At 65.3% G+C, this 19,557-nt stretch carries 16 protein-coding genes, 1 pseudogene and 1 riboswitch; of the genes and pseudogenes, 13 read left to right on the top strand and 4 right to left on the bottom strand.

What is annotated here, in order from left to right:
- Positions 1-115: 115 nt before the first annotated feature.
- The 6 genes from QUV25_RS07035 (at position 116) to thiD (ending at position 7,442) form a co-directional block, all read left to right on the top strand.
- Complete coding sequence (locus tag QUV25_RS07035; RefSeq protein ID WP_300862684.1) at positions 116-1,006, top strand: DMT family transporter; 891 nt, start codon at positions 116-118, stop codon at positions 1,004-1,006.
- Positions 1,007-1,379: 373 nt separating this feature from the next.
- Positions 1,380-1,496, top strand: a riboswitch (TPP riboswitch).
- 149 nt (positions 1,497-1,645) lie between these two features.
- On the top strand, positions 1,646-3,556 hold the full coding sequence (gene thiC / locus QUV25_RS07030) for a phosphomethylpyrimidine synthase ThiC (protein ID WP_300862682.1): 1,911 nt from the start codon (positions 1,646-1,648) through the stop codon (positions 3,554-3,556).
- 13 nt (positions 3,557-3,569) lie between these two features.
- Positions 3,570-4,673 carry an FAD-dependent oxidoreductase gene (locus QUV25_RS07025; protein WP_300863078.1) on the top strand — a complete coding sequence of 368 codons (1,104 nt, stop codon included), beginning with the start codon at positions 3,570-3,572 and terminating at the stop codon, positions 4,671-4,673.
- Complete coding sequence (thiS, locus tag QUV25_RS07020; protein WP_300862679.1) at positions 4,666-4,893, top strand: sulfur carrier protein ThiS; 228 nt, start codon at positions 4,666-4,668, stop codon at positions 4,891-4,893. The genes QUV25_RS07025 and thiS overlap by 8 nt, the downstream gene beginning before the upstream one ends.
- A 139-nt stretch (positions 4,894-5,032) precedes the next feature.
- Positions 5,033-5,836: a thiazole synthase gene (locus QUV25_RS07015; RefSeq protein ID WP_300862677.1), complete on the top strand. Its 804-nt coding sequence runs from the start codon at positions 5,033-5,035 to the stop codon at positions 5,834-5,836.
- Between the two features lies 1 nt (position 5,837).
- Positions 5,838-7,442, top strand: coding sequence for a bifunctional hydroxymethylpyrimidine kinase/phosphomethylpyrimidine kinase (gene thiD, locus QUV25_RS07010; protein ID WP_300862675.1), 1,605 nt, complete (start codon positions 5,838-5,840; stop codon positions 7,440-7,442).
- Here the strand turns inward: thiD and QUV25_RS07005 are convergent.
- Together QUV25_RS07005 and QUV25_RS07000 are read right to left on the bottom strand one after the other, a co-directional pair.
- The gene (locus QUV25_RS07005; protein ID WP_300862673.1) at positions 7,429-8,976 is read right to left on the bottom strand and encodes a methyl-accepting chemotaxis protein; all 1,548 of its coding nucleotides are present in this window, start codon (positions 8,974-8,976) and stop codon (positions 7,429-7,431) included. The two genes, thiD and QUV25_RS07005, sit on opposite strands and share 14 nt — an antisense overlap.
- Before the next feature lie 47 nt (positions 8,977-9,023).
- Entirely contained in the window at positions 9,024-9,512 is a 489-nt protein-coding gene (locus tag QUV25_RS07000; protein ID WP_300862670.1) for a Cache 3/Cache 2 fusion domain-containing protein, read from the bottom strand.
- A 244-nt stretch (positions 9,513-9,756) separates the two neighbouring features.
- Between QUV25_RS07000 and QUV25_RS06995 the strand changes: the two are divergent.
- The 4 genes and pseudogenes from QUV25_RS06995 to QUV25_RS06980 all read left to right on the top strand — a co-directional run.
- A pseudogene (locus tag QUV25_RS06995) lies at positions 9,757-10,008 on the top strand (DUF1653 domain-containing protein); the annotation flags it as partial.
- 48 nt (positions 10,009-10,056) lie between these two features.
- A complete protein-coding gene (locus tag QUV25_RS06990) occupies positions 10,057-10,248 on the top strand; it encodes an oxidoreductase-like domain-containing protein (RefSeq protein WP_300863077.1) in 192 nt (63 codons plus the stop codon).
- Positions 10,249-11,053: 805 nt separating this feature from the next.
- On the top strand, positions 11,054-12,592 hold the full coding sequence (locus QUV25_RS06985) for a DUF1800 domain-containing protein (protein ID WP_300863076.1): 1,539 nt from the start codon (positions 11,054-11,056) through the stop codon (positions 12,590-12,592).
- Positions 12,593-12,671: 79 nt separating this feature from the next.
- The gene (locus tag QUV25_RS06980) at positions 12,672-13,982 is read left to right on the top strand and encodes a DUF1501 domain-containing protein (RefSeq protein ID WP_300862668.1); all 1,311 of its coding nucleotides are present in this window, start codon (positions 12,672-12,674) and stop codon (positions 13,980-13,982) included.
- 628 nt (positions 13,983-14,610) lie between these two features.
- Here QUV25_RS06980 and QUV25_RS06975 read toward each other — a convergent pair.
- The gene (locus QUV25_RS06975; protein WP_300862667.1) at positions 14,611-14,892 is read right to left on the bottom strand and encodes a hypothetical protein; all 282 of its coding nucleotides are present in this window, start codon (positions 14,890-14,892) and stop codon (positions 14,611-14,613) included.
- Between the two features lie 194 nt (positions 14,893-15,086).
- Here QUV25_RS06975 and QUV25_RS06970 point away from each other — a divergent pair, with 194 nt between their 5' ends.
- From QUV25_RS06970 to QUV25_RS06960, 3 genes are all read left to right on the top strand, one after another.
- On the top strand, positions 15,087-16,727 hold the full coding sequence (locus tag QUV25_RS06970) for a wax ester/triacylglycerol synthase family O-acyltransferase (RefSeq protein ID WP_300862665.1): 1,641 nt from the start codon (positions 15,087-15,089) through the stop codon (positions 16,725-16,727).
- 33 nt (positions 16,728-16,760) lie between these two features.
- Positions 16,761-17,597, top strand: a complete 837-nt coding sequence (locus QUV25_RS06965; protein WP_300862664.1) for an alpha/beta fold hydrolase — start codon at positions 16,761-16,763, stop codon at positions 17,595-17,597.
- A gap of 202 nt (positions 17,598-17,799) precedes the next feature.
- Positions 17,800-18,687: an alpha/beta fold hydrolase gene (locus QUV25_RS06960; RefSeq protein ID WP_300862662.1), complete on the top strand. Its 888-nt coding sequence runs from the start codon at positions 17,800-17,802 to the stop codon at positions 18,685-18,687.
- A gap of 33 nt (positions 18,688-18,720) precedes the next feature.
- Here QUV25_RS06960 and QUV25_RS06955 read toward each other — a convergent pair whose 3' ends face one another.
- Positions 18,721-19,554 (bottom strand): hypothetical protein, encoded by an 834-nt coding sequence (locus QUV25_RS06955; protein ID WP_300862660.1) that lies wholly within the window; start codon positions 19,552-19,554, stop codon positions 18,721-18,723.
- Positions 19,555-19,557 lie beyond the last annotated feature (3 nt).

Genomic DNA, 19,557 nt, shown 5'->3' with positions numbered 1-19,557 from the left:
GTTCGGTCATGCAGTACTTCGGCCAGATCGCTCTGGCCCGCTGGGGCCTGGCACCGCTTCAGCACGCCTCCCGCTCGCTGAATCAACAGGCCGGCCATCCGCTATGCTGCCGCCCATGCCATCTCACCCTCAAGCCTCCATTTCACGTGCTGCAGGCTGGATGGCTGGCTGGCTGACGCTGATGGTGGTGATCGCCGTGGCCGGGCGCGAGGCTGCTCGCGAGTTGTCGGTGTTCCAGATCATGCTGCTGCGCTCCACCCTGGGCATGCTCATGCTGTGGCCCCTGGTGCGCGCGGCGGGTGGCCTGGCCGCGATGCGCACCCAACGGCTGCCCCAGCACACGCTGCGCAATGCGGTGCACTACGCCGCTCAGTACGGCTGGTTCGTGGCCCTCACGCTCATCCCGCTGGCGCAGGTGGTAGCCATTGAATTCACCATGCCTATCTGGGCAGCCGCTCTGGCAGCTCTTTTTCTGGGTGAACGCATGAGCGGCCGCAAGTGGTTCGCCGTGGTGCTGGGGCTGGTGGGTGTGGCGGTCATCGTGCGCCCGAGCGCGGGCGACATCGACCTCGGTCAACTCATTGCGCTGGCTGCGGCGGTGGGGTTCGCGATCTCGGTGGTGCTGGTCAAGTCGCTCACCCGCACCGATGAAGCCGTCGCCATCAGTTTCTGGATGCTGGTGGTGCAGAGTGCCATCGGGATCGTGCCGGCGATTCTGGTGTGGCAATGGCCTTCGGCGCAGGCCTGGGCCTGGGTGGTGGTGGTGGCGTTCTGTGGCACCTATTCGCACTACTGCTTCGCTAGGGCGATGCAGCATGCAGACGCCACGGTGGTGGTGCCCATGGACTTCTTGCGGGTTCCGCTCACCGCGCTGATGGGCTGGCTGGTGTATTCGGAACGGCTGGACCTGTTCACCGGCTTGGGCGTTGGCCTGATTCTGGCTGGCAACCTGCTGAACCTGCTCAGATGGCCCCATGGCGGCTGGAGAGGCCGGAGCAAGGCCTGAAGCATCGCGCGAGCGTGGACTTCGCTGTGCGCCATGCGCTCGCAGCGATACCGTCGTGTCAGCAGAACCCTGCCGATGGACCGGTTGCAATTCATGAGCCATTCGGCGACCTGCCCTGCGTGATTCGGATCGACCGTTTTCCGAAAGTTGCTGATCCGATTCAAGCATCGGTTTTGATGCGGCGGCTGGCGCTCCAGCAGAAACGGCGAGTGTCCCTCGCCAGCCATCACCGCGAGCCGACCGGGCTTCGGCCCTGTTCAGCGAATGACCGGCGGCGCCCCATCGGGCTGATCGCGCCCGACCCGCCGCGCGCGCCAAAGCCACCCCAGACCGCCAGGGAAATGCCAACCCGGCGGATGCGTCGGCTAAACTGACGGCTGCTCCGGGGTGCACAGATCTTCCAAGGTCTGGCGCTGAGATGGTTGAAAAATGCCAAACCCGTGAACTTGATCCGGCTAGTACCGGCGAAAGAAGAGCGTCGTCCTCCAGGGCTTGTTTCCTGACTGTGCTGAGCCCGCTGGTTCGGCGCCAACCCCCTCGCCAGAGGTCCCGGTTGTTCAGGTAACAGGTGTTGATGGGCGGTCTCCGGAGCTTGAACCGTTTGCTGTGTTTCAAGCCCAACTTCAGGAGACCGCTGCCATGAACGCCCCCGAAAAAATTCCCTTTGCCGATCAGTTCGCGCTCAGTCGCGAGCCGTTTCCAGCTTCGCGCAAGGTCTATGTGCCGGGCTCGCAACCGGGTGTGAATGTGCCCATGCGCGAGATCCTGCTCACCAATGGCGAACGCGTCACCGTGTACGACACCTCGGGGCCTTACAGCGACCCGGCCGCCGCCATCGACATCCGCCGCGGCCTGCCGGACCTGCGCGGCCCCTGGCTGGACGCGCGCGCCGACACCGAAAGCTACGAAGGCCGGCAGCGCGCCGCGCTGGACGATGGTGTGAAAAACGAGGCCGAGCAGAACAACACCACCATCGAGCGCATCCAGGCGCTGCGCGCCGAGGCCGCAGGCCTGCAGCGGACGCCGCGCCGCGCCAGGTCGGGCCAGAGCGTGACGCAGATGCACTACGCACGCCGCGGCATCGTCACCCCCGAGATGGAGTACGTGGCGATCCGAGAAAACGGCAAGCGCGAGTGGATGCAGGACTACCTGGCTGACGCATCACGCGAGCAACGTCTGCGCGGCAACCCCATGGGTGCCAACATTCCCAGGGTATTCACGCCCGAGTTCGTGCGCGACGAGGTGGCGCGCGGCCGCGCCATCATTCCCGCCAACATCAACCACCCCGAGGTGGAGCCGATGGCGATCGGGCGCAACTTCGGCGTGAAGATCAACGCCAACATCGGCAACTCCGCCGTCACCTCCAGCTTTGAAGAAGAGGTGGACAAGTTGGTGTGGGCCACGCGCTGGGGTGCCGACAACGTGATGGACCTCTCCACCGGCCGCAACATCCACACCACGCGCGACTGGATCGTGCGCAACAGCCCGGTGCCCATCGGCACGGTGCCGATTTACCAGGCGCTGGAAAAGGTGTGCGGCGTGGCCGAAGACCTCACCTGGGCGATCTACCGCGACACGCTGATCGAGCAGGCCGAGCAAGGCGTGGACTACTTCACCATCCACGCCGGCGTGCGCCTGGCCTACATCCACCTCACCGCGCAACGCCGCACCGGCATCGTCTCGCGCGGCGGCAGCATCCTGGCCAAGTGGTGCATCACCCACCACAAAGAAAACTTCCTGTACACGCATTTCGAAGAGATCTGCGAGATCATGAAGACCTACGACGTGAGCTTCTCGCTGGGCGATGGCCTGCGCCCGGGCAGTGCGGCTGATGCCAACGACGAAGCGCAGTTCGCGGAGCTGGCCACGCTGGGCGAACTCACGCAGATCGCCTGGAAGCACGATGTGCAGACCATGATCGAAGGCCCCGGCCACGTGCCCATGCACCTGATCCAGGCCAACATGGACGAGCAGCTCAAGCGCTGCCACGAGGCACCGTTCTACACACTGGGTCCGCTCACCATCGACATCGCACCGGGCTACGACCACATCGCCAGCGCCATCGGCGCGGCCATGATCGGCTGGATGGGCACGGCCATGCTCTGCTACGTGACGCCCAAGGAACACCTGGGCCTGCCCGATCGCGACGACGTGAAGCAGGGGATCATGGCCTACAAGATCGCCGCCCACGCGGCTGACAACGCCAAGGGTCACCCGGGTTCGCGCGCCCGCGACGACGCCATGAGCAAAGCACGTTTCGAGTTCCGCTGGATCGACCAGTTCAATCTGGGCCTCGATCCCGACACCGCGCGCGGCTACCACGACGAAACCCTGCCCAAAGACTCGTCGAAGGAAGCGCACTTCTGCTCCATGTGCGGCCCGAAGTTCTGCTCGATGAAGATCACGCAAGACGTGCGCGACTACGCCGCCGCCAAGGGCGTGAGCGAGATCGAGGCGCTCAAGCAAGGCATGGCGCAGAAGAGCGAAGAGTTCAAGGCGGTGGGCGGCGAGTTTTACGTGCCGGTCGATTCGATCAAGCCCAAGGCCTGAGTCCGTGGCCGCATTGAGAATTGGCATCGCTGGCGCGGGTGTGCTGGGGCGGCTGCTGGCCTGGCAGCTGAGCCGCGCCGGGCACGCGGTCACCGTGTTCGACCCGGCACCGGGGCCACAGGCACCCGCCATCGGCACGCTGTCCGCCCCCGCCACGCCGCATGCGGCAGGCTTCACCGCCGCCGGCATGCTCAGCCCGCTGGCCGAGCTGGACAACGCCAGCCCCGAGGTGGCCTTGCTCGGCTGGCGCTCGCTGGCGCTGTGGCGCGAAGTGGCCGAGACGCTTTTGGCCGAGGGCGTGAGCCAGCCGCTGTTTGCGCAACACGGCAGCCTGCTGCTGGCACACGGCAGCGATAGGGGCGCGGCCCAGCGTGTGCTGGCGCGGCTGGAACACGCGCGTACCCTCGCCGGCGAGACACAAGCGCCTGAGCCGCTGGACCGCGCAGCCTTGGCTGCGCTGGAGCCCGACGTGGCGCCCGGCCTACACGCCTGGCTGCTGCCCGGCGAGGCGCAACTGATGCCGCGCGAGATGATGGCGACGCTGGCAGCGCACGCGCCGGGCGTGTGGTGGTGCTGGGGCGAACGCGTGGCGCGCGTGGCGCCGGGCCTGCTGCAGGTCGAGGGTGAAGCGCCCATAGGCTTTGACCTGGTGATCGATGCGCGCGGCTGCGGCGCCCGGCCAGACGCGCCGGTGCGTGGCGTGCGCGGAGAGTTGATCTGGCTGCACGCACCCGGCGTGAGTCTGCAGCGGCCGCTGCGCCTGCTGCACCCGCGACACCGCGTCTACATCGTGCCGCGCCCGGGCAATCTGTTCGTGGTGGGTGCCAGCGAAATCGAAAGCGAAGACCGTTCACCGGTGAGCCTGCGCAGCGCGGTGGAGCTCATGAGCGCGGCGCACAGCGTGTTGCCCGATCTGGCCGAGGCGCGCATCGTGCACATGGAGAGCAACCTGCGCCCCGCACTGCCAGACAACGAACCCGCCACGCACACCGAAGCTGGCCTGCTGCGCATCAACGGCCTGTTTCGCCACGGCTGGCTGCTGGCGCCGGCGCTGGTGCAGGACGCTCTTGAAACACTGAGCCTGACCGAACCCGCGCAGGAGAAGGCCGATGTCTGAAACCATTGAACCGCACTCAACACACCTGAGGTTCAACGACCAGACGCTGCCCTGCCCCGAGGGCCTGACGCTGGCAGCGCTTTTGGAGGCGCAGGGTGTGGACGCTCAAGCGGTGGCCACGGCGGTCAACGGCACATTCGTACCGCGCTCGCAGCGCGACCAACAGCGCTTGAGGGCAGGCGACACCGTGCTGTCTTTCCAGGCCATCGTCGGAGGCTGAATATGGTTCCCCCCGCGCCGCTTCGCGTCACCCTCCACTGGGCGGCACTGGCGGCCCGGCGAAGCCGGTTCCGCGGTGTCCTGGGCTGGCTGTGCTGCCTGCAAACTTATCGCGCTCCGGCGCATTGAAATCACGTCACATGAATCAAGCCTCAGCCCACTGGACGTTGTACGGCACCACACTCAGCAGTCGCTTCCTTATCGGCACAGCCGGCTACCCGTCGCCGCTGGTGCTGGCCGACAGCATCGCCGCCAGCGGTGCGCAGATCGTCACCGTGGGCTTGAAGCGCACGCTGGCGGCGGCGGGCGACAACGGCTTCATCGCCATCATCCAGGCGGCGGTGCGCGAGCGCGGTGCGCGCCTGCTGCCCAACACCGCGGGCTGCCGCACGGCGCGCGAGGCAGTCACGCTGGCCCACATGGCGCGCGAGCTGTACGGCACCACTTGGATCAAGCTGGAGGTGGTGGGCGACGAACACACACTGCAGCCCGACCCCTGGGGCACGGTGGAGGCCGCCGCGCAGCTGGTGAAAGACGCCTTTCATGTGTTTCCTTACTGCACCGACGATCTCGTGACCTGCCAGCGCCTGCTCGACGCGGGCTGTGAGCTGCTCATGCCCTGGGGCGCGCCGATTGGCTCTGGGCAAGGCTTGATCAACCCGTTTGCGCTGCGCACCCTGCGCGCGCGCCTGCCTGACGTGCCGCTGATCGTGGACGCGGGCATCGGCGCGCCCTCCCACGCGGCACAGGCGATGGAACTGGGCATGGACGGCGTGCTGCTGAACTCGGCCGTGTCCCAAGCGGTGGACCCGGTGCGGATGGCGCGTGCGTTTGGCCAGGCCATCGAAGCGGGGCGCGGCGCATTTGAAGCCGGCGTGATGGCACCTCAGGCGATGGCGGTGGCGAGCACACCCGTCTCTGGCCACCCCTTTTTACTGGACTGACATGACACCCATCATCTGGAGCATCGCCGGCACCGACAGCGGTGGCGGCGCAGGCCTGGCGGCCGACCAGCGGGCGGCCGATGCCCTGGGCGTGCACTGCTGCACCGTGGTGGCCGGCATCACGGCCCAAAGCACCACCGAAGTGACACACATCGAGGCCACGCCACCCCATGTCTTGCAAGCACAGCTCGACACCCTGCTGGCCGACATGCCGCCGCGCGTGATCAAGACCGGGCTGCTGGGCAGCGCGGAGAACGTGCGCGTGCTGACCCGCTTCATCGACCGGCAGCGCGAGCGCGCGCCGCTGGCACTGGTGGTCGACCCGGTACTGGCGGCCAGCACGGGTGCGGCACTGGCCAACGCCGAGCTGCGCGCCGCCTACCGCGATCTGCTGCTGCCGCGCGCCACCGTGATCACACCAAACCAGGGCGAGGCCGTGGCCTTGCTGGGAGATCACAGCCCCACCGACATCCCGGCGCAATCGACCGCCCTGCGCGCGCTGGGCTGCGAAGCGGTGGTGATCACCGGGGGCGACGCGGCCGCGATCAGTCGCCACACCAGCCTCTCACTCGACTGGCTGGACACCCCGCAGGCGCAAGGCTGGTTGAGCCTGCCGCGCGAGGACACGCCGCACAACCACGGCACCGGCTGCACCTTTGCCTCGGCCCTGGCCGCCGCGATGGCGCTGGGCTGGGTGGTGGCCGACGCGGCCGTGCTGGCCAAGATGGTCGCCACCTTCGCGCTGCGCCATGCGCGCGCGGTGGGCCGTGGCGTGGGACCGGTGATCGCCCGCGCAGGCTTCGCACTCGACCCCAGCTTGCTGCCGCAGCTCTCGCTGGCCGATACCCAGCCGGACCGCTGGGCCAGTGCGCCGCGTGGTCGCGATCCTGGCGTGTACGCCATCGTCGACAGCGCCGAGCGAGTCGACGCGGTGCTTGCAGCCACGCCCCCGGTGCACACGGTGCAGCTGCGCATGAAGCGCCCCGAAACCCTGAACGATGCCGAATGGACCTCAGCGCTGCAGGATGCGATCGTGCGCAGTCAGCGCGCAGCCGACGCTGCGGGTGTGATGCTCGTGGTGAACGATCACTGGCAGGTTGCGCTTGAAGCGGGCGCCCGCGCCATCCACCTCGGCCAGGCCGATCTGCTGGCGCTCACGGCCAACGACCTGTCCCGCCTCCAGGCTGCGCGCGAAAGCGGTCTGCAAATCGGCATCAGCTCCCACAGCCTGTGGGAGCTGTGCCGCGCCACTGCGCTGCAGCCCGACCTGATCGCCTGCGGCCCGGTGTGGCCGACCACCACCAAGGACATGCCGTGGCTGCCGCAGGGCCTGCACAACCTGGCCTGGTGGGCACACATGTCGCCAGCACCGGTGGTCGGTATTGGCGGCATCCTCGCGCCCGATCAGTTGCAGGCGGTGGCGGCCGCGGGCGCGGCGGGGGGATGCGTGGTGCGTGGCCTGGGTGAAACCCCGGCGCACACCTTGCCCGCATGGCAAGCGGCATGGAGCCGGGGGGTGGCCGAGCGCACCCGTGTCGCACCCGCCATGCCCAGCCCCACGCTGGACGGTGCGCTCGCGACAGGGCTCAGGCCTATGCCGTCTTGAAGACAGCTACCGCCTGCACCAGTTGCTCGGCCTGCTGACGCAGGCTGTCAGCTGCGGCTGCACTCTGCTCGACCAGCGCCGCGTTCTGTTGCGTGCCATGGTCCATGCGGGTGATGGCCTCACCCACCTGCGCGACACCCGTGCTCTGCTCGGTGCTGGCCGCGCTGATCTCGCTCACGATGTCACTCACGCGGCGAATCGAAGCCACCACCTCTTGCATGGTGCTGCCCGCTTGATCCACCAGCGATGAGCCTTCTTCAACCCGCTCGACGCTCGCACCGATCAACTGCTTGATCTCCTTGGCGGCTTCCGCGCTGCGCTGGGCCAGGTTGCGAACCTCACCCGCCACCACCGCAAAGCCGCGGCCTTGTTCGCCGGCGCGCGCCGCTTCCACCGCTGCGTTCAACGCAAGGATGTTGGTCTGGAACGCGATGCCGTCAATCACGCCAATGATGTCCGAGATCTTGCGGCTGCTCTCGTTGATGCCCTTCATGGTGGCCACCACACGACCCACGACATCGCCACCTCGCTCAGCCACGCCCGAGGCACTGTGCGCCAGCTGGCTGGCCTGCCTGGCGTTGTCGGCGTTGTGCCGCACCGTGCTGCCCAGCTGCTCCATCGTGGCGGCGGTGCGCTGCAGTTCGCTGGCCTGTTGCTCGGTGCGACCGGACAGGTCCTGGTTGCCCATGGCGATTTCGCCACTGGCGCTGGACACATGGTCCGAGCTACGGCGCACATCGACCACCGCACGCGAGAGCCCGGCCTGCATCGCCGACAGCCATGCGAGCACACTGTCGGTATCGCCCTTGCGCAGGGTGATTTTGGTGCGCAGATCGCCTTCGGCCACCGCACGCGCCACTTCCACCGCTTTCTGTGGCTCGCCGCCGAGCTGGCGCAACAGCTGCCGAATGATCCAGGTGGCCAGCGACAGGCCGAGCACCAGGGCCAGGCCCAAGATGCCCGCCACGCCCCAGCTCGCTTGATCGTGGATGCGCTCGACCTGGGCGGCCGATGCGTTGCCGCCGTCGTAGTTGAACTGGATCAGACCATTGACCGCAGAAATCAGCTCGTCGTAAGCCATGCTGGACGCGCCGTCGGCAATGTCGGCCGCGTCCTGTTGCGAGCCCTCCTTGCCAAATTTCACGGTCTTGGCCTGCCATTCCTTGTATTGCGCAAGGCTTTTCTTCACCTCGTCAAACAGCGCCTTTTCCTCTGGACCCTGTATCCGCGAAGCATACCCACCGGCCAGCGCCTGAATGGATTGATCGGCCTCGCCAAGCTTGGCCTCGTACTCCGCGTGGTAGCTGCTGTCGTCGGTTCGGCTGTGCTTGATCTCCAGCTCGCGCATGTCGACGAGCAGCGCACGAGCGTCGCCCAGGTCGCCCACACCCCGCAGCCATTTGCTCGACAAGGCGGACGCTTCACCATCCACACTGCGCAAACCGATCAGCGCCGACGCACCCAGGGCGCAGGTAAGCAGCAGAATGACCGAGAAGGCACCGAAGAGCTGTTGGGCGACGGTGCGTCGGCTCAACCACCGACCAGGGTGTAGGGCGAATCGCATCAGAGTCCTCCGTGTGCTTACTTCTTGTGGCCGATGTAGCTCACGGCAATGACCTTGCCGGTGCCGTCCTTGATCGGGTTGTAGCAGGCATCAAATGCCGTGCCCAGCACATCGATCGGGCCGCAGTACTGCTTGCCACTGGCCAGCGCAGCATAGGCGTCGTTTCGGGCCAGCTGGGTGCCCGTGCCGCGCTTGCCCTCGGGCGTCAGCACGTTGGTGCTCACGCGCACGAACTCATCGCCCGCCCTGACGAACACGGTGGCGGTGGCCTTGTGATCCTTGCGGATGCCATCGACCACGTCGAAGTTGTTGTTGATCTTGCGATTGCCGAAGAACAGCGCCGGGACTTCCTTGCCGCCCACCGTGTCGGTGCCTTCGACGCGCGGTGCGCCGATCTTCGCCAGACGGCCGTCAAGGTCGGCAATCGTCGCCTTCGGATCGTAGGCATGGGCTTGTGAGACAAGGGCGGTCAGACCGGCCAGCAAAAGGGTGCGTTTGAAGTTCATGGGTACTCCTGTGGATGGAAAGAGGTTGAGCGTTTGGCATCCCGATGGATGTTTTTGCAACATCGGCAGCTGCCGCCACAACTTGAACAACGCTGGTTCGGCACCGGCATTGGTTGCTCATGTGCATTGTTGGCCTCTGAGAGTCGGTTGAGCGGCGGATAAAGACGCGGATTCACCCCCATTTCCACGCCCTCATTACGTGCTCGGCGGAGTGCCACGGCACCACAGACGACAATGCCAACCCATGCATTCGCCAGCACCTGCCGCTCCATCCGATCACGACCTGCCCCCGCTGCACGCCACGCCCCCTGGCCTGTACCGCCACTACAAGGGCGGCTGGTACACCGTGATCGACACCGTGCGCTGCAGCGAAACCCTGCAGGGCATGACGCTGTACCGCGCGCTATACGGCGGCTTCGGTCTGTGGGTCAGGCCGGCCACCATGTTCAACGAATCGGCCGACTTCGAAGGCCGGCACCAGCCGCGCTTCACGCGGCATGAGCCCGCTGGGGTGCCGCTGGTCGATGCGCCGACCGCCCGCGCACTGATCGCCCACCTGCGTCACCTGGCGCAACTGCAGGGCATTCACCTGGACACGGCGCTGCGAGCGCCGCCGCCCGAGCCCACCACCTGCTGCGAGCGCGGCTGCAACGGCTGTGTGTGGGAGGGATTCTATGAAGCCCTTCACCACTGGCGGACCGATGCTCTGAATCTGCTCGATGGGTCAAGTCGCTGAGTACGAACACATTCGCCAGTGGACGCTCGTGGCACGCATCAATGCAGGCGTTTGGCGCTAGGGTTGTTGCCCAGGTATTGGGTTCTGTAGAACCTTCGCTATCGAGGGATAGACGCGTAAAACTTTGTGAATTTGAGATAACCCAAACGCTCGGACCATGGCGTCTTCGCTCTGAGCGCTCCCCCCGATTACGCCCTATCAGATGCGAAACAAGGCCGAAGTTGAGAAGCTCATCAAACCCATCCCCAACTTACCAACGGTCGACGCTCGCTCACAGGTGGTCGACAATGATTGAAGCTGGCGAAGTAACATCGGCCCCAAGCGGCGGACGCGGTGGGACTCCCTCGCACCTGGGTTCACCAGAGTTCCATTTTTGTGATCTCTCTGGGATTGCTCCCAAAAGCCCACCGATCAGCCGATTGCTGCAACCAACCCCAACTGAAACTGAGCAACCTTGCTGTGCCGAGGGGTTGGCCGAATAAAAAAACGCACCAGCTCACAAGCAATTCTTCGACTGACCATGCCTCATTTAACACCCATGAAACATCCTGAACCAAGACCAGCACCAGCACCGGATGTTGAGTTTGCCGAGGATTGTGTCTCGCCAGTAGCAACAGAGCCAGAGCGGCTGATGGCACACGAGGGCTCTAAGCGAATTGCGCTGCTCAGTCTGGTGGGATTGGCACTTACAGCTTGCGGTGGCGGCGGTGGAAGCGATGCATCAGCAAGCGGTCCAGCTCCCACTCCAGGACCAGTTCCTGCTCCAGGGCCAGCTCCAGGACCAGCACCCGCACCAACGCGTGCACTGGCTTCGCGTTTTCTGGGCTTCAGCAGTTTCGGCGCAACAGATGCCAGCATCGCCGACGTGGTCAGTCGTGGTTACCGTGGCTGGTTGGACCATCAATTCACCTTGCCTCAGGTCATGCACCTGACCCATGTGGACCGTTGGATGTTTCAAATCGAGCCTGGCAAGCGTCCTTGGGAGTACGCCCGCAACCTACAAGATTCTTTTTATATGCAGGCCCTGCGCGGCCCTGACCAGTTGCGCCAGCGTGTGGTCTATGCGATGTCCCAGATCTTCGTTGTGTCAATGACCAGCAACAATGTGATTGATCGCTCGCGTTGCCACACCAGTTTCATGGACATGCTGGGCCGCAACGCCTTCGGCAACTTCCGCACATTGCTCGAGGATGTGTCTACCCACGGCATGATGGGCGTTTACCTGTCGCACCGTGCCAACCCGAAAGAAGATCCGGTCGGGGGCACATCACCCGATGAGAACTACGCGCGAGAGGTGATGCAGCTGTTCACGATTGGATTGCTGCAGCTCAACCCCGACGGAACGCCGAGGCGCGACAGCGCGGGCAACACGATCCCCACCTACGACAACGCGGATGTCTCCGGCCTGGCCAAAGTTTTTACGGGATGGAGCTGGGTGCCTAGAGACTCCAGCAGCTACCGATTCACCGAGAATTTCCCGCCAAGCGACATTCAGATTCAGCCGATGGTGCCCTATGAACAGCACCACTCGCTTTCTGCGAAGAGTTTCCTTGGTGTCACCATTCCCGCCGGCACCACCGCACGGCCGAGCCTGCGCATTGCTCTGGACACGCTGTTCAATCACCCCAACACCGCTCCCTTCGTCTCGCGCTTGCTCATTCAGCGGCTGGTGACGAGCAACCCATCACCGGCCTATGTGAGGCGTGTAGCCGCGGCCTTTGCCAACAACGGCGCCGGTGTTCGAGGTGACATGAGGGCCTTGATTCGCGCCATTTTGTTGGACGATGAGGCCATCTTGCCGCCCCGCTCCGGCGACGGTCGCCACGGCAAGGTGCGCGAGCCTGTGTTGCGGTTGACCGCTTGGGCGCGTGCGTTCAATGCGTCTTCAAACTCCAACGAGTTCCGTATTCGCACCACGAATCAGATCGGTCAGTCGCCGATGAGGGCGCCCTCGGTGTTCAATTTCTACCGCCCAGGATTCGTGCCGCCTGGCTCAACGATTGCCACCCAGGGATTGGTGGCCCCGGAACTTCAGATCAACACAGAGTCGCAAGTGACGTCTTACATCAACTTCATGAAGGACGTGGTGGAGGACGGTGTTGGTGACAACGACGACGTGTCATGCAGTCTGGTTGCCGAACAGGCGCTGGCGGGCAACCCCGACGCGTTGATTGATCGCGTGGATCTGCTGCTCACAGGCCAGCGGTTGAGCACCGCCACGCGCAGCGCGATACGCACGGCCATTTTGTCGGTACCGACCACTGCCACCAACGCCAATCGGACCCGGGCTCGTATCGCCGTGCTGCTCGCGCTGTGCAGTCCCGAGTTTCTGGTTCAAGTCTGAAGGTCTCGAAATGAAAAACTCTCACACGACCAACCCAGGCCGCCGTCACTTTCTTAAATCGGCCACAAAGCTCACGGCCATGGGTGCTGCGGCGCCCATGGCGTTGAACCTTGCAGGCATACAAGCGGCGGCGGCTCAAACCGTCGTCAACGACTATCGAGCCTTGGTGTGCGTGTTCCTCTTCGGTGGCATGGACCAGACCAGTACCCTGGTGCCCTTCGACAACGCCGAGTTTTCTGCGATGAGCGCCTTGCGCGGTGGCCTCGCTCGGCCACGCACAGACTTCATGTCGCTCGGCAGCGTTGCCTCTCAGGGCAACCGCAGTTTCGCCCTGGCCACGGAGCTGTCGCCGTTGGCGAACCTTTACGCACAAAACAAGCTGTCGATCGTGGCCAACGTGGGGCCGATGTCCGCGCCGCTGACCAAGGCCCAGTTCCAAGCCCGGGCGGCTGGAGTGCCACCGCAACTGTTCTCGCACAACGACCAGCAGTCGGTGTGGCAGTCGTCCGGAGTGGAGGGCGCCACCGTAGGCTGGGGTGGACGCTTTGGCGATCTGTTGGCGTCAAACAACTCCAGCAACCCCGTGTTCACCTCGGTATCGATCAATGGAACGGCCGTCTTTCTGTACGGCAACACGGTCCAGCAGTTTCAGGTCGGCAGCGGTGGTCCAGCAAGGGTATCAGCGCTAAACAGTCTTTACGGCTCAAGCGTGGCGGGTCAAGCACTGAGGGACATTCTCAGATCCAACCCGAGTCCGCTTTTTGAGAACCACCTGGGCGTGGTCACCCGGCGTTCGCTAGACGCAAATGCGCAATTGAGCGATGTTCTCGGGCAGGCTGCATCGCTCCAAACACCATTCCCCTCAGGCAATTCTTTGGCTGATCAGCTGAGGATGGTGGCTCGGCTGATTTCTCTGCGGCAAAGCCTTGGCATGCGACGCCAGGTGTTCTTCGTTGGCTTGGGTGGCTTTGATCACCACGACGGGCTGCTGGCAGATTTGCCGGGCCTGCACACCCAGGTGGCACAAGCGATGAGCAGCTTCTACGACGCCACCGTTGAACTGGGTGTGGCCAATCAGGTGACGACTTTCACTGCCTCGGAGTTCGGGCGCACGCTGACCAGCAACGGCAGCGGCACGGACCATGGTTGGGGTGGCCACCAGTTCGTCATGGGCGGCGCAGTGAACGGCGGCAGGATCGTCGGGAACTACCCGACCATCGCACTGAACACGAACGAGGACTTGGGTCGTGGGCGACTGCTGCCCACGACCTCGACCTCACAGTACGCGGCCACACTGGGTACCTGGTTCGGCGTGCCCACGAACTTGCTGGGCGATGCACTGCCTTACATCAACAACTTCAGCGTCAGGGACCTGGGGTTGTTTTCTTAGGCTTCCAGGCGGCTGTGACGCTGACATTGTGGTCAATCAAGTGGGGCCCCGTGGATGGGTCCACTTCCTGCGGCAAGAGTGAAAAAAGCCTTTGGCCAGCGAGAAGACTCAAGCCCCGTGGCAGTCGGCTACCCGTTCTTGAACGGGCTTGATTCTGGCGATGATGCTGTTTGCCGCGCGGGACGAACTGAGGCCCATGGCAGGTCACGTTCGACTCTTGATTGCCCGGTGATGCTGATAGGCGCGCTGAATTGGTCGAAGCCGCCAGTTCAGGTAATGGGAACGCGGTAAATAACACCGGGCATCTCAGCTCAAAGATCCCTGCAGTTGCTGTAACTCTTACAGCCGACACGCGAACCGGTGCCCGTCGCGGTGCGCAGCGGCCGCTTCATGGCGCTCAGGGTCAGCAGGCTTGGCTATTCGCAATGGTCGCATCCACCGCACACCGCTATTTGAAGCCGGTGCGACTGATTGGCCCGGAAAGCTGCGCAGACCGATCCCAGGAAATTCCCTTCACACTCAGGGCAATGCCACTGGCATCGGGTTACCCACCGCGATGGTCGGTTCGGCGCAGGGACCCTCCACTGCTGTTGATGGCCATGCGCCTCATCAGTCAAAAAAGAAGGTTTCACCGACCCTCTACAAAGATGCAGCCGTATTCGCCCCGGCGGCAGGGACTCAACCCCAGCGTGAAGCCAATGTCGGGCGAATCGTTGCGCGTGATCACGCTGCGCGCATCTTCCAGGGTGACCTGCGTGGCCGGCGCGACCGCTTCCTCAGCCGCCGGCGGAGCCAGCACAGACCAGCCGTCATCAAACGCGAGCCGCGTGTCGCGCTCGAACCGGTGCGGCTCCCGGTGGCTCACGCCACGGCCTTTGATCGCGTGCAGCGGGATGCGGAGTTCGGACATATCGATACTGTACATAAAATCAGTCTTCGGCGCCAGAACTCCAATTGACGACCCCGGCGGCTCGGTGCATACCCTGAGCAATCTGGTCGCCCGCGGGGCAGGTGGCAGTCCTTGCCTCGCCCACAATGGCGCTGCAAAGCAACGCCCCGTCGGCATGCCCGACACCAAAACTGGAACTCCCGAGGAGACCCCGCATGGCGATGAAGCAGCTCTCTGGTCTGGACTCCACCTTTCTCTACCTGGAGAAACCCGAGATGCCCATGCATGTGGGCGCCATGCATTTGCTGGAGCTGCCCGCCGGCTACCGCGGGCGCTACGCGAACGACCTGCGCCGTCACTTTGCGGCCCGCCTGCCGGCCGCACCGGTGCTTCGGCGGCGGCTGTGGTGGATGCCGCTGAACCTGGCCAACCCGGCCTGGGTGGACGCCGAGCCCGACCTCACGGTGCACGTGGTCGAACACAAGCTGCCGCGCAGCGCAGCCACCCACGGCGATGCGCGTGCGCTGATGGAGGCCGAGGTGTCACGGCTGCACCCGCAACTGCTGGACCGCAGCAAGCCGCTGTGGAAGATGCACGTGATCGAGGGCCTGCCGCGCAGCGCCTGCGGGCACAAGCAGGTGGGGCTGTATTCGCAGCTGCACCACGCCGCGGTGGATGGCCAGGCCGCGGTGGCGCTGGCCAATGTGCTGTTCGACGTCACTCCCGAGCCGCGCACCATCGAGCTGCGCCCGTCCACGCGCCAGAAGACCTTCAAGCTCGACATGGTGGAGATGCTGCGCGGCGCGCTCAGCAACGAAGTGGCCCAGGTGGCCAAGATCGTGCGCGAACTGCCAGGCACCCTGGGCACCGTGGCTGGCACCGCCAAGACCGCAATCACCGGTCAGGTTGCGCGCGGCAAGGGCTCGGGCAACGTGACACTGGCGCCCGCCACCGCGATGAACGCCACCGTGGGCACGGCGCGCGCGTTCGCCTCCACCAGCGTGCCGCTGCTCGAGCTCAAGGCTCTGGCCCGCGCCCACCAGGCCACGCTCAACGACATGGTGCTGATGCTGTGCGCGAGTGCGTTGCGAAGCTATCTGCTTCAGCACGCCGCACTGCCACGCAAGAGCCTGGTGGCCGCGGTGCCGATCTCGCTGCGGGAAGCCGGCGATACGCGCGCCGACAACCAGGCGTCCATGAGCCTGATCAGCCTGGGCACCCACTTGGCCGATCCCGCGAAACGCCTCGAACACATTCGCACCGCCAGCAGCGCCATGAAGTCGACCATGGGGCGCATGAAGAGCATTCTGCCGACCGACTTCCCATCCATTGGCGTCCCCTGGTTGATCGAAGCCGCGGTCTCGCTGTACGGCAAGGCCAAAGTGGCTGACCGCATCCCGCAGGTGGCCAACGTGGTGATCTCCAACGTGCCGGGGCCGCAGGTGCCGCTGTACCTCGCCGGTGCGCGCGTGCTCACCAACTGCCCCACCAGCATCGTGGTACACGGCCTGGCGCTCAACATCACGGTGCAGAGTTTTGACGCCGCCATGGACTTCGGCCTCATGGCCGACGGCGCGGCCATGCCCGATGTGAAGGCCTTGGCGCTGGCGGTCGACGAGGCACTAGACGAATTGCGCGCCCTGGTACCCCCTGCCGCGACCGATCGCGCCAGCGAGCAGCCTGCTGAACCCGCCAGGCACCCACGTGGAAGCGCCAAGGCGGCAGTGCGCCCAAAGGCCCCCGCCGCCACCGCGGCCAAGAGGGCGGCGAAGGCCGTCGCACCCGAGCGCAGCGTGTCACGCAAGCGACCTCCGGCTAGGGAAAGCACACCAACGCGTGCCACCCGCAGTCGTTAGCATGGTTGCATGGTCGTTTCACTCTGTGCCCGCATGAGTTCTCCCACCCGACGCAAACCCACACCGAAAGCCCCAGCCGACGAAGACACGGCTCTGCACAGTGTGCCGCCCGGCCTGTGGCTGATGATGCTGGAGGCCCGCGCACCCTGGGAGGCGATGGCACTGGCGGCGGTCTCGCCGTGGCTCTCCAAGATGCCTTCGGGCGATGGCCATGCGGTGCTGGTGTTTCCCGGCCTGGGCGCCAACGACGTGAGCACGCTCGCCTTGCGCCGCTTCCTCAAACAGCACAACTACCAGCCCCACGCGTGGAAACAAGGCATGAACCTGGGGCCTCGCAACGGCGTGCTGGAAGGCTGCCGCGAGCGCATCCGAGAACTGCACAAAGAACACGGCGGCAAGATCAGCCTGATCGGCTGGAGCCTGGGTGGCATCTACGCACGCGAAATGGCCAAGGAAATGCCCGACTTCGTCCGCTGCGTCATCACACTGGGCACGCCGTTCACCGGTCACCCCAAAGCCACCAACGCGTGGCGCTTCTACCAGATGGTCAGCCGCCAGAATGCGCACGACGAAGAGCTTCTGGCCGAAGTGCGCAAACCACCACCTGTGCCCACGACCTCGATCTACAGCAAGACCGACGGCATCGTGGCCTGGCAGTGCAGCCTCAACCCGCCGCAACACGCGCACACCGAAAACATCGAGGTGCACGCCAGCCACATCGGCATGGGCATGAACCCCCTGGCGATGTACGCCATCGCCGACCGGCTGCGGCAAGACCCGGACCACTGGAAGCGCTTCGACGCCCAAGGCGCACGCCGCTGGTTTTTCAAGGTCGCGCACCAGCCAGAGGTGGTCACACAGTGGTATTGAGGTGACCCCCACGCTCCGCCGCTGCGCGGGTCGCCCCTTGCAGGGCGCGCCACGGCCAGAGGCCGTGCCTCTTCAGGCCGTCCAAGCCTGCGCAGGCAGGCTTGGAGCCGCGGCCCTCAGCCCCCCAAGGGGGCTGGGCCTGCCTTGGGGCGGCCCGGCGCCGGCTCGCCACGCTCCACCGCTGCGCGCAAGGGACTGACAGATGAAGATTCAAGCCAACAGCATCCAGATTGAAGTCGACGACCAGGGACCACGCGACGGTCCGGTGGTCTTGCTCATCATGGGTCTGGGCATGCAGCTCATTGCGTGGCCGCAGGCTCTGGTGCAATTGCTGACCGATCGCGGTTTTCGCGTCGTGAGGTTCGACAACCGCGACATTGGCCTCAGCCAAGGGTTTGATCATGCGGGCGTGCCCAACATGGCGCTGGCAGGTCTGCGCTACGCCCTGCACCTGCCGGTGAAATCGCTCTACTCCCTGGCCGACATGGGGCGCGATGCGCTCGGTGTGCTCGACGCACTGGGCATCGCCCAGGCCCATGTGTGCGGCGCCTCCATGGGCGGCATGATTGCGCAGCACCTCGCTGCAGAGGCGCCGCGACGCGTGGCCAGCCTCACGTTGATGATGACCACCAGCGGCGCACGCTCACTGCCACAGCCACCCTGGTCGGTGCGCAAGGTGCTGATGTCGCGCCCCATGAAACCGGGCACCGATGCGGCTGTGGACTGGATCCTGCAGGTGCTGCGCGTGATCGGCAGCCCGGCCTACCCCACGAGCGCCGAGGCCATGCGCGAGCGTGCGCTGGCGTCAGTGCAGCGCGCCTGGCATCCGACCGGCTCGGCGCGCCAGCTGCTCGCTGTGGTCGCCGATGGCGACCGCACGCCCCTGCTCGCGCGCATCACTTCGCCCACCCGCATCGTGCACGGCGTCGCCGACACGCTGGTGCCGGTGGCCTGTGGCCACGATCTGGCTGCGCACATCCGAGGAGCGGACACCGAGTTCATCGCCGGCATGGGCCACGACCTGCCTGAGGCGCTGCTGCCGCGTTTCGCGCAGGGCATCGCCGCACTTGCAGCACGTGCGATGGCCTGAGATTCGGAACCGCCCATTGGCAGGCGCGCCGCATCACAGGCGCACCAGCGGCAGCCCCATCAGCGCCTGAACAAACACAGCGAGTGTGAGCGCAGCGTATACGGCTGCGGCCGTGTGTACCGTCAAGCGGGCTGGCTTGCCGCGCCGGTCGAGCCACCACCCGAGCAAAGGCAGCACCTGCATCGCGTGCAACGCCAGAAAGTGCGCGGGGCGCAGATCACCCACCTCGCCCGACCAGCCCAGCAGCGGAATCACTGCGGCGTCGGCCGACGGCACGCCCACAAAATGCCCGCTGTTGCTCGACAGATAGCCAGCGGTCACCAGGGTGAGCAACGCGGACATCGCGAACCCCCAACGCACCCCGAGTCGCAAACCCGGCCCCAGCTCAGCGGCCGCATCTCGCCCGGCCAGCCAGCCGATCACAGCAATGCCCACCACCAGTGTGACCGCGCCCACACCCATCAGAGAGTAGAGCAACGCTTCCATCGGCGTCGCCACCGCAAAATGCGAGGTCAACCCGGAGCCTGCGCGGCCGCCGATGTAGGCCATCTCGGTCCACGTCGCCAGCACCATCGCCGCCAGGGTCATCCGCAGCGCCCAGCCCGTGCGCACAGCCACCGACAGCCGTTCGACCACCAAGGCCAAAGTGGCGTACAGCACCGCGAACGACAGGGCAAACTTGGCGGGCTTGAGCCAGACGTTCGCACCTTCCAGCGTGCGCGTCTCCAGCGCCGACGCCGCCACGAAGCCCAACAAAAGTGCCAGCGAGAAGCCGGTGAGCGCCCACAATGTGCGGGCTGCGTCCACCGCGGCAAGCTCGGGAGCTGGCGCGGTGCGTGTGAGGGCGGTCCAGGTCAAGGTATTCATGGC

The sequence above is a fragment of the Hydrogenophaga sp. genome (assembly GCF_030373245.1).
In the GTDB taxonomy this organism is placed as follows: Bacteria; Pseudomonadota; Gammaproteobacteria; order Burkholderiales; family Burkholderiaceae_C; genus Hydrogenophaga.
The sequence above is the reverse complement of the archived record's forward strand: the minus strand, read 5'-3'. Positions and strand labels throughout refer to the sequence as shown.

What these genes read in the sequence shown, in the direction of transcription:
- QUV25_RS07035 (WP_300862684.1), top strand. Translation starts at nt 116, where the DNA reads ATGCCATCTCACCCTCAAGCCTCCATTTCACGTGCTGCAGGCTGGATG.
- QUV25_RS06980 (WP_300862668.1), top strand. Translation starts at nt 12,672, where the DNA reads ATGGGTGCTGCGGCGCCCATGGCGTTGAACCTTGCAGGCATACAAGCG.
- thiC (WP_300862682.1), top strand. Translation starts at nt 1,646, where the DNA reads ATGAACGCCCCCGAAAAAATTCCCTTTGCCGATCAGTTCGCGCTCAGT.
- QUV25_RS06960 (WP_300862662.1), top strand. Translation starts at nt 17,800, where the DNA reads ATGAAGATTCAAGCCAACAGCATCCAGATTGAAGTCGACGACCAGGGA.
- QUV25_RS07015 (WP_300862677.1), top strand. Translation starts at nt 5,033, where the DNA reads ATGAATCAAGCCTCAGCCCACTGGACGTTGTACGGCACCACACTCAGC.
- thiD (WP_300862675.1), top strand. Translation starts at nt 5,838, where the DNA reads ATGACACCCATCATCTGGAGCATCGCCGGCACCGACAGCGGTGGCGGC.
- QUV25_RS06965 (WP_300862664.1), top strand. Translation starts at nt 16,761, where the DNA reads ATGAGTTCTCCCACCCGACGCAAACCCACACCGAAAGCCCCAGCCGAC.
- thiS (WP_300862679.1), top strand. Translation starts at nt 4,666, where the DNA reads ATGTCTGAAACCATTGAACCGCACTCAACACACCTGAGGTTCAACGAC.
- QUV25_RS06975 (WP_300862667.1), bottom strand. Translation starts at nt 14,892, where the DNA reads ATGTCCGAACTCCGCATCCCGCTGCACGCGATCAAAGGCCGTGGCGTG.
- QUV25_RS06955 (WP_300862660.1), bottom strand. Translation starts at nt 19,554, where the DNA reads ATGAATACCTTGACCTGGACCGCCCTCACACGCACCGCGCCAGCTCCC.
- QUV25_RS07000 (WP_300862670.1), bottom strand. Translation starts at nt 9,512, where the DNA reads ATGAACTTCAAACGCACCCTTTTGCTGGCCGGTCTGACCGCCCTTGTC.
- QUV25_RS06970 (WP_300862665.1), top strand. Translation starts at nt 15,087, where the DNA reads ATGGCGATGAAGCAGCTCTCTGGTCTGGACTCCACCTTTCTCTACCTG.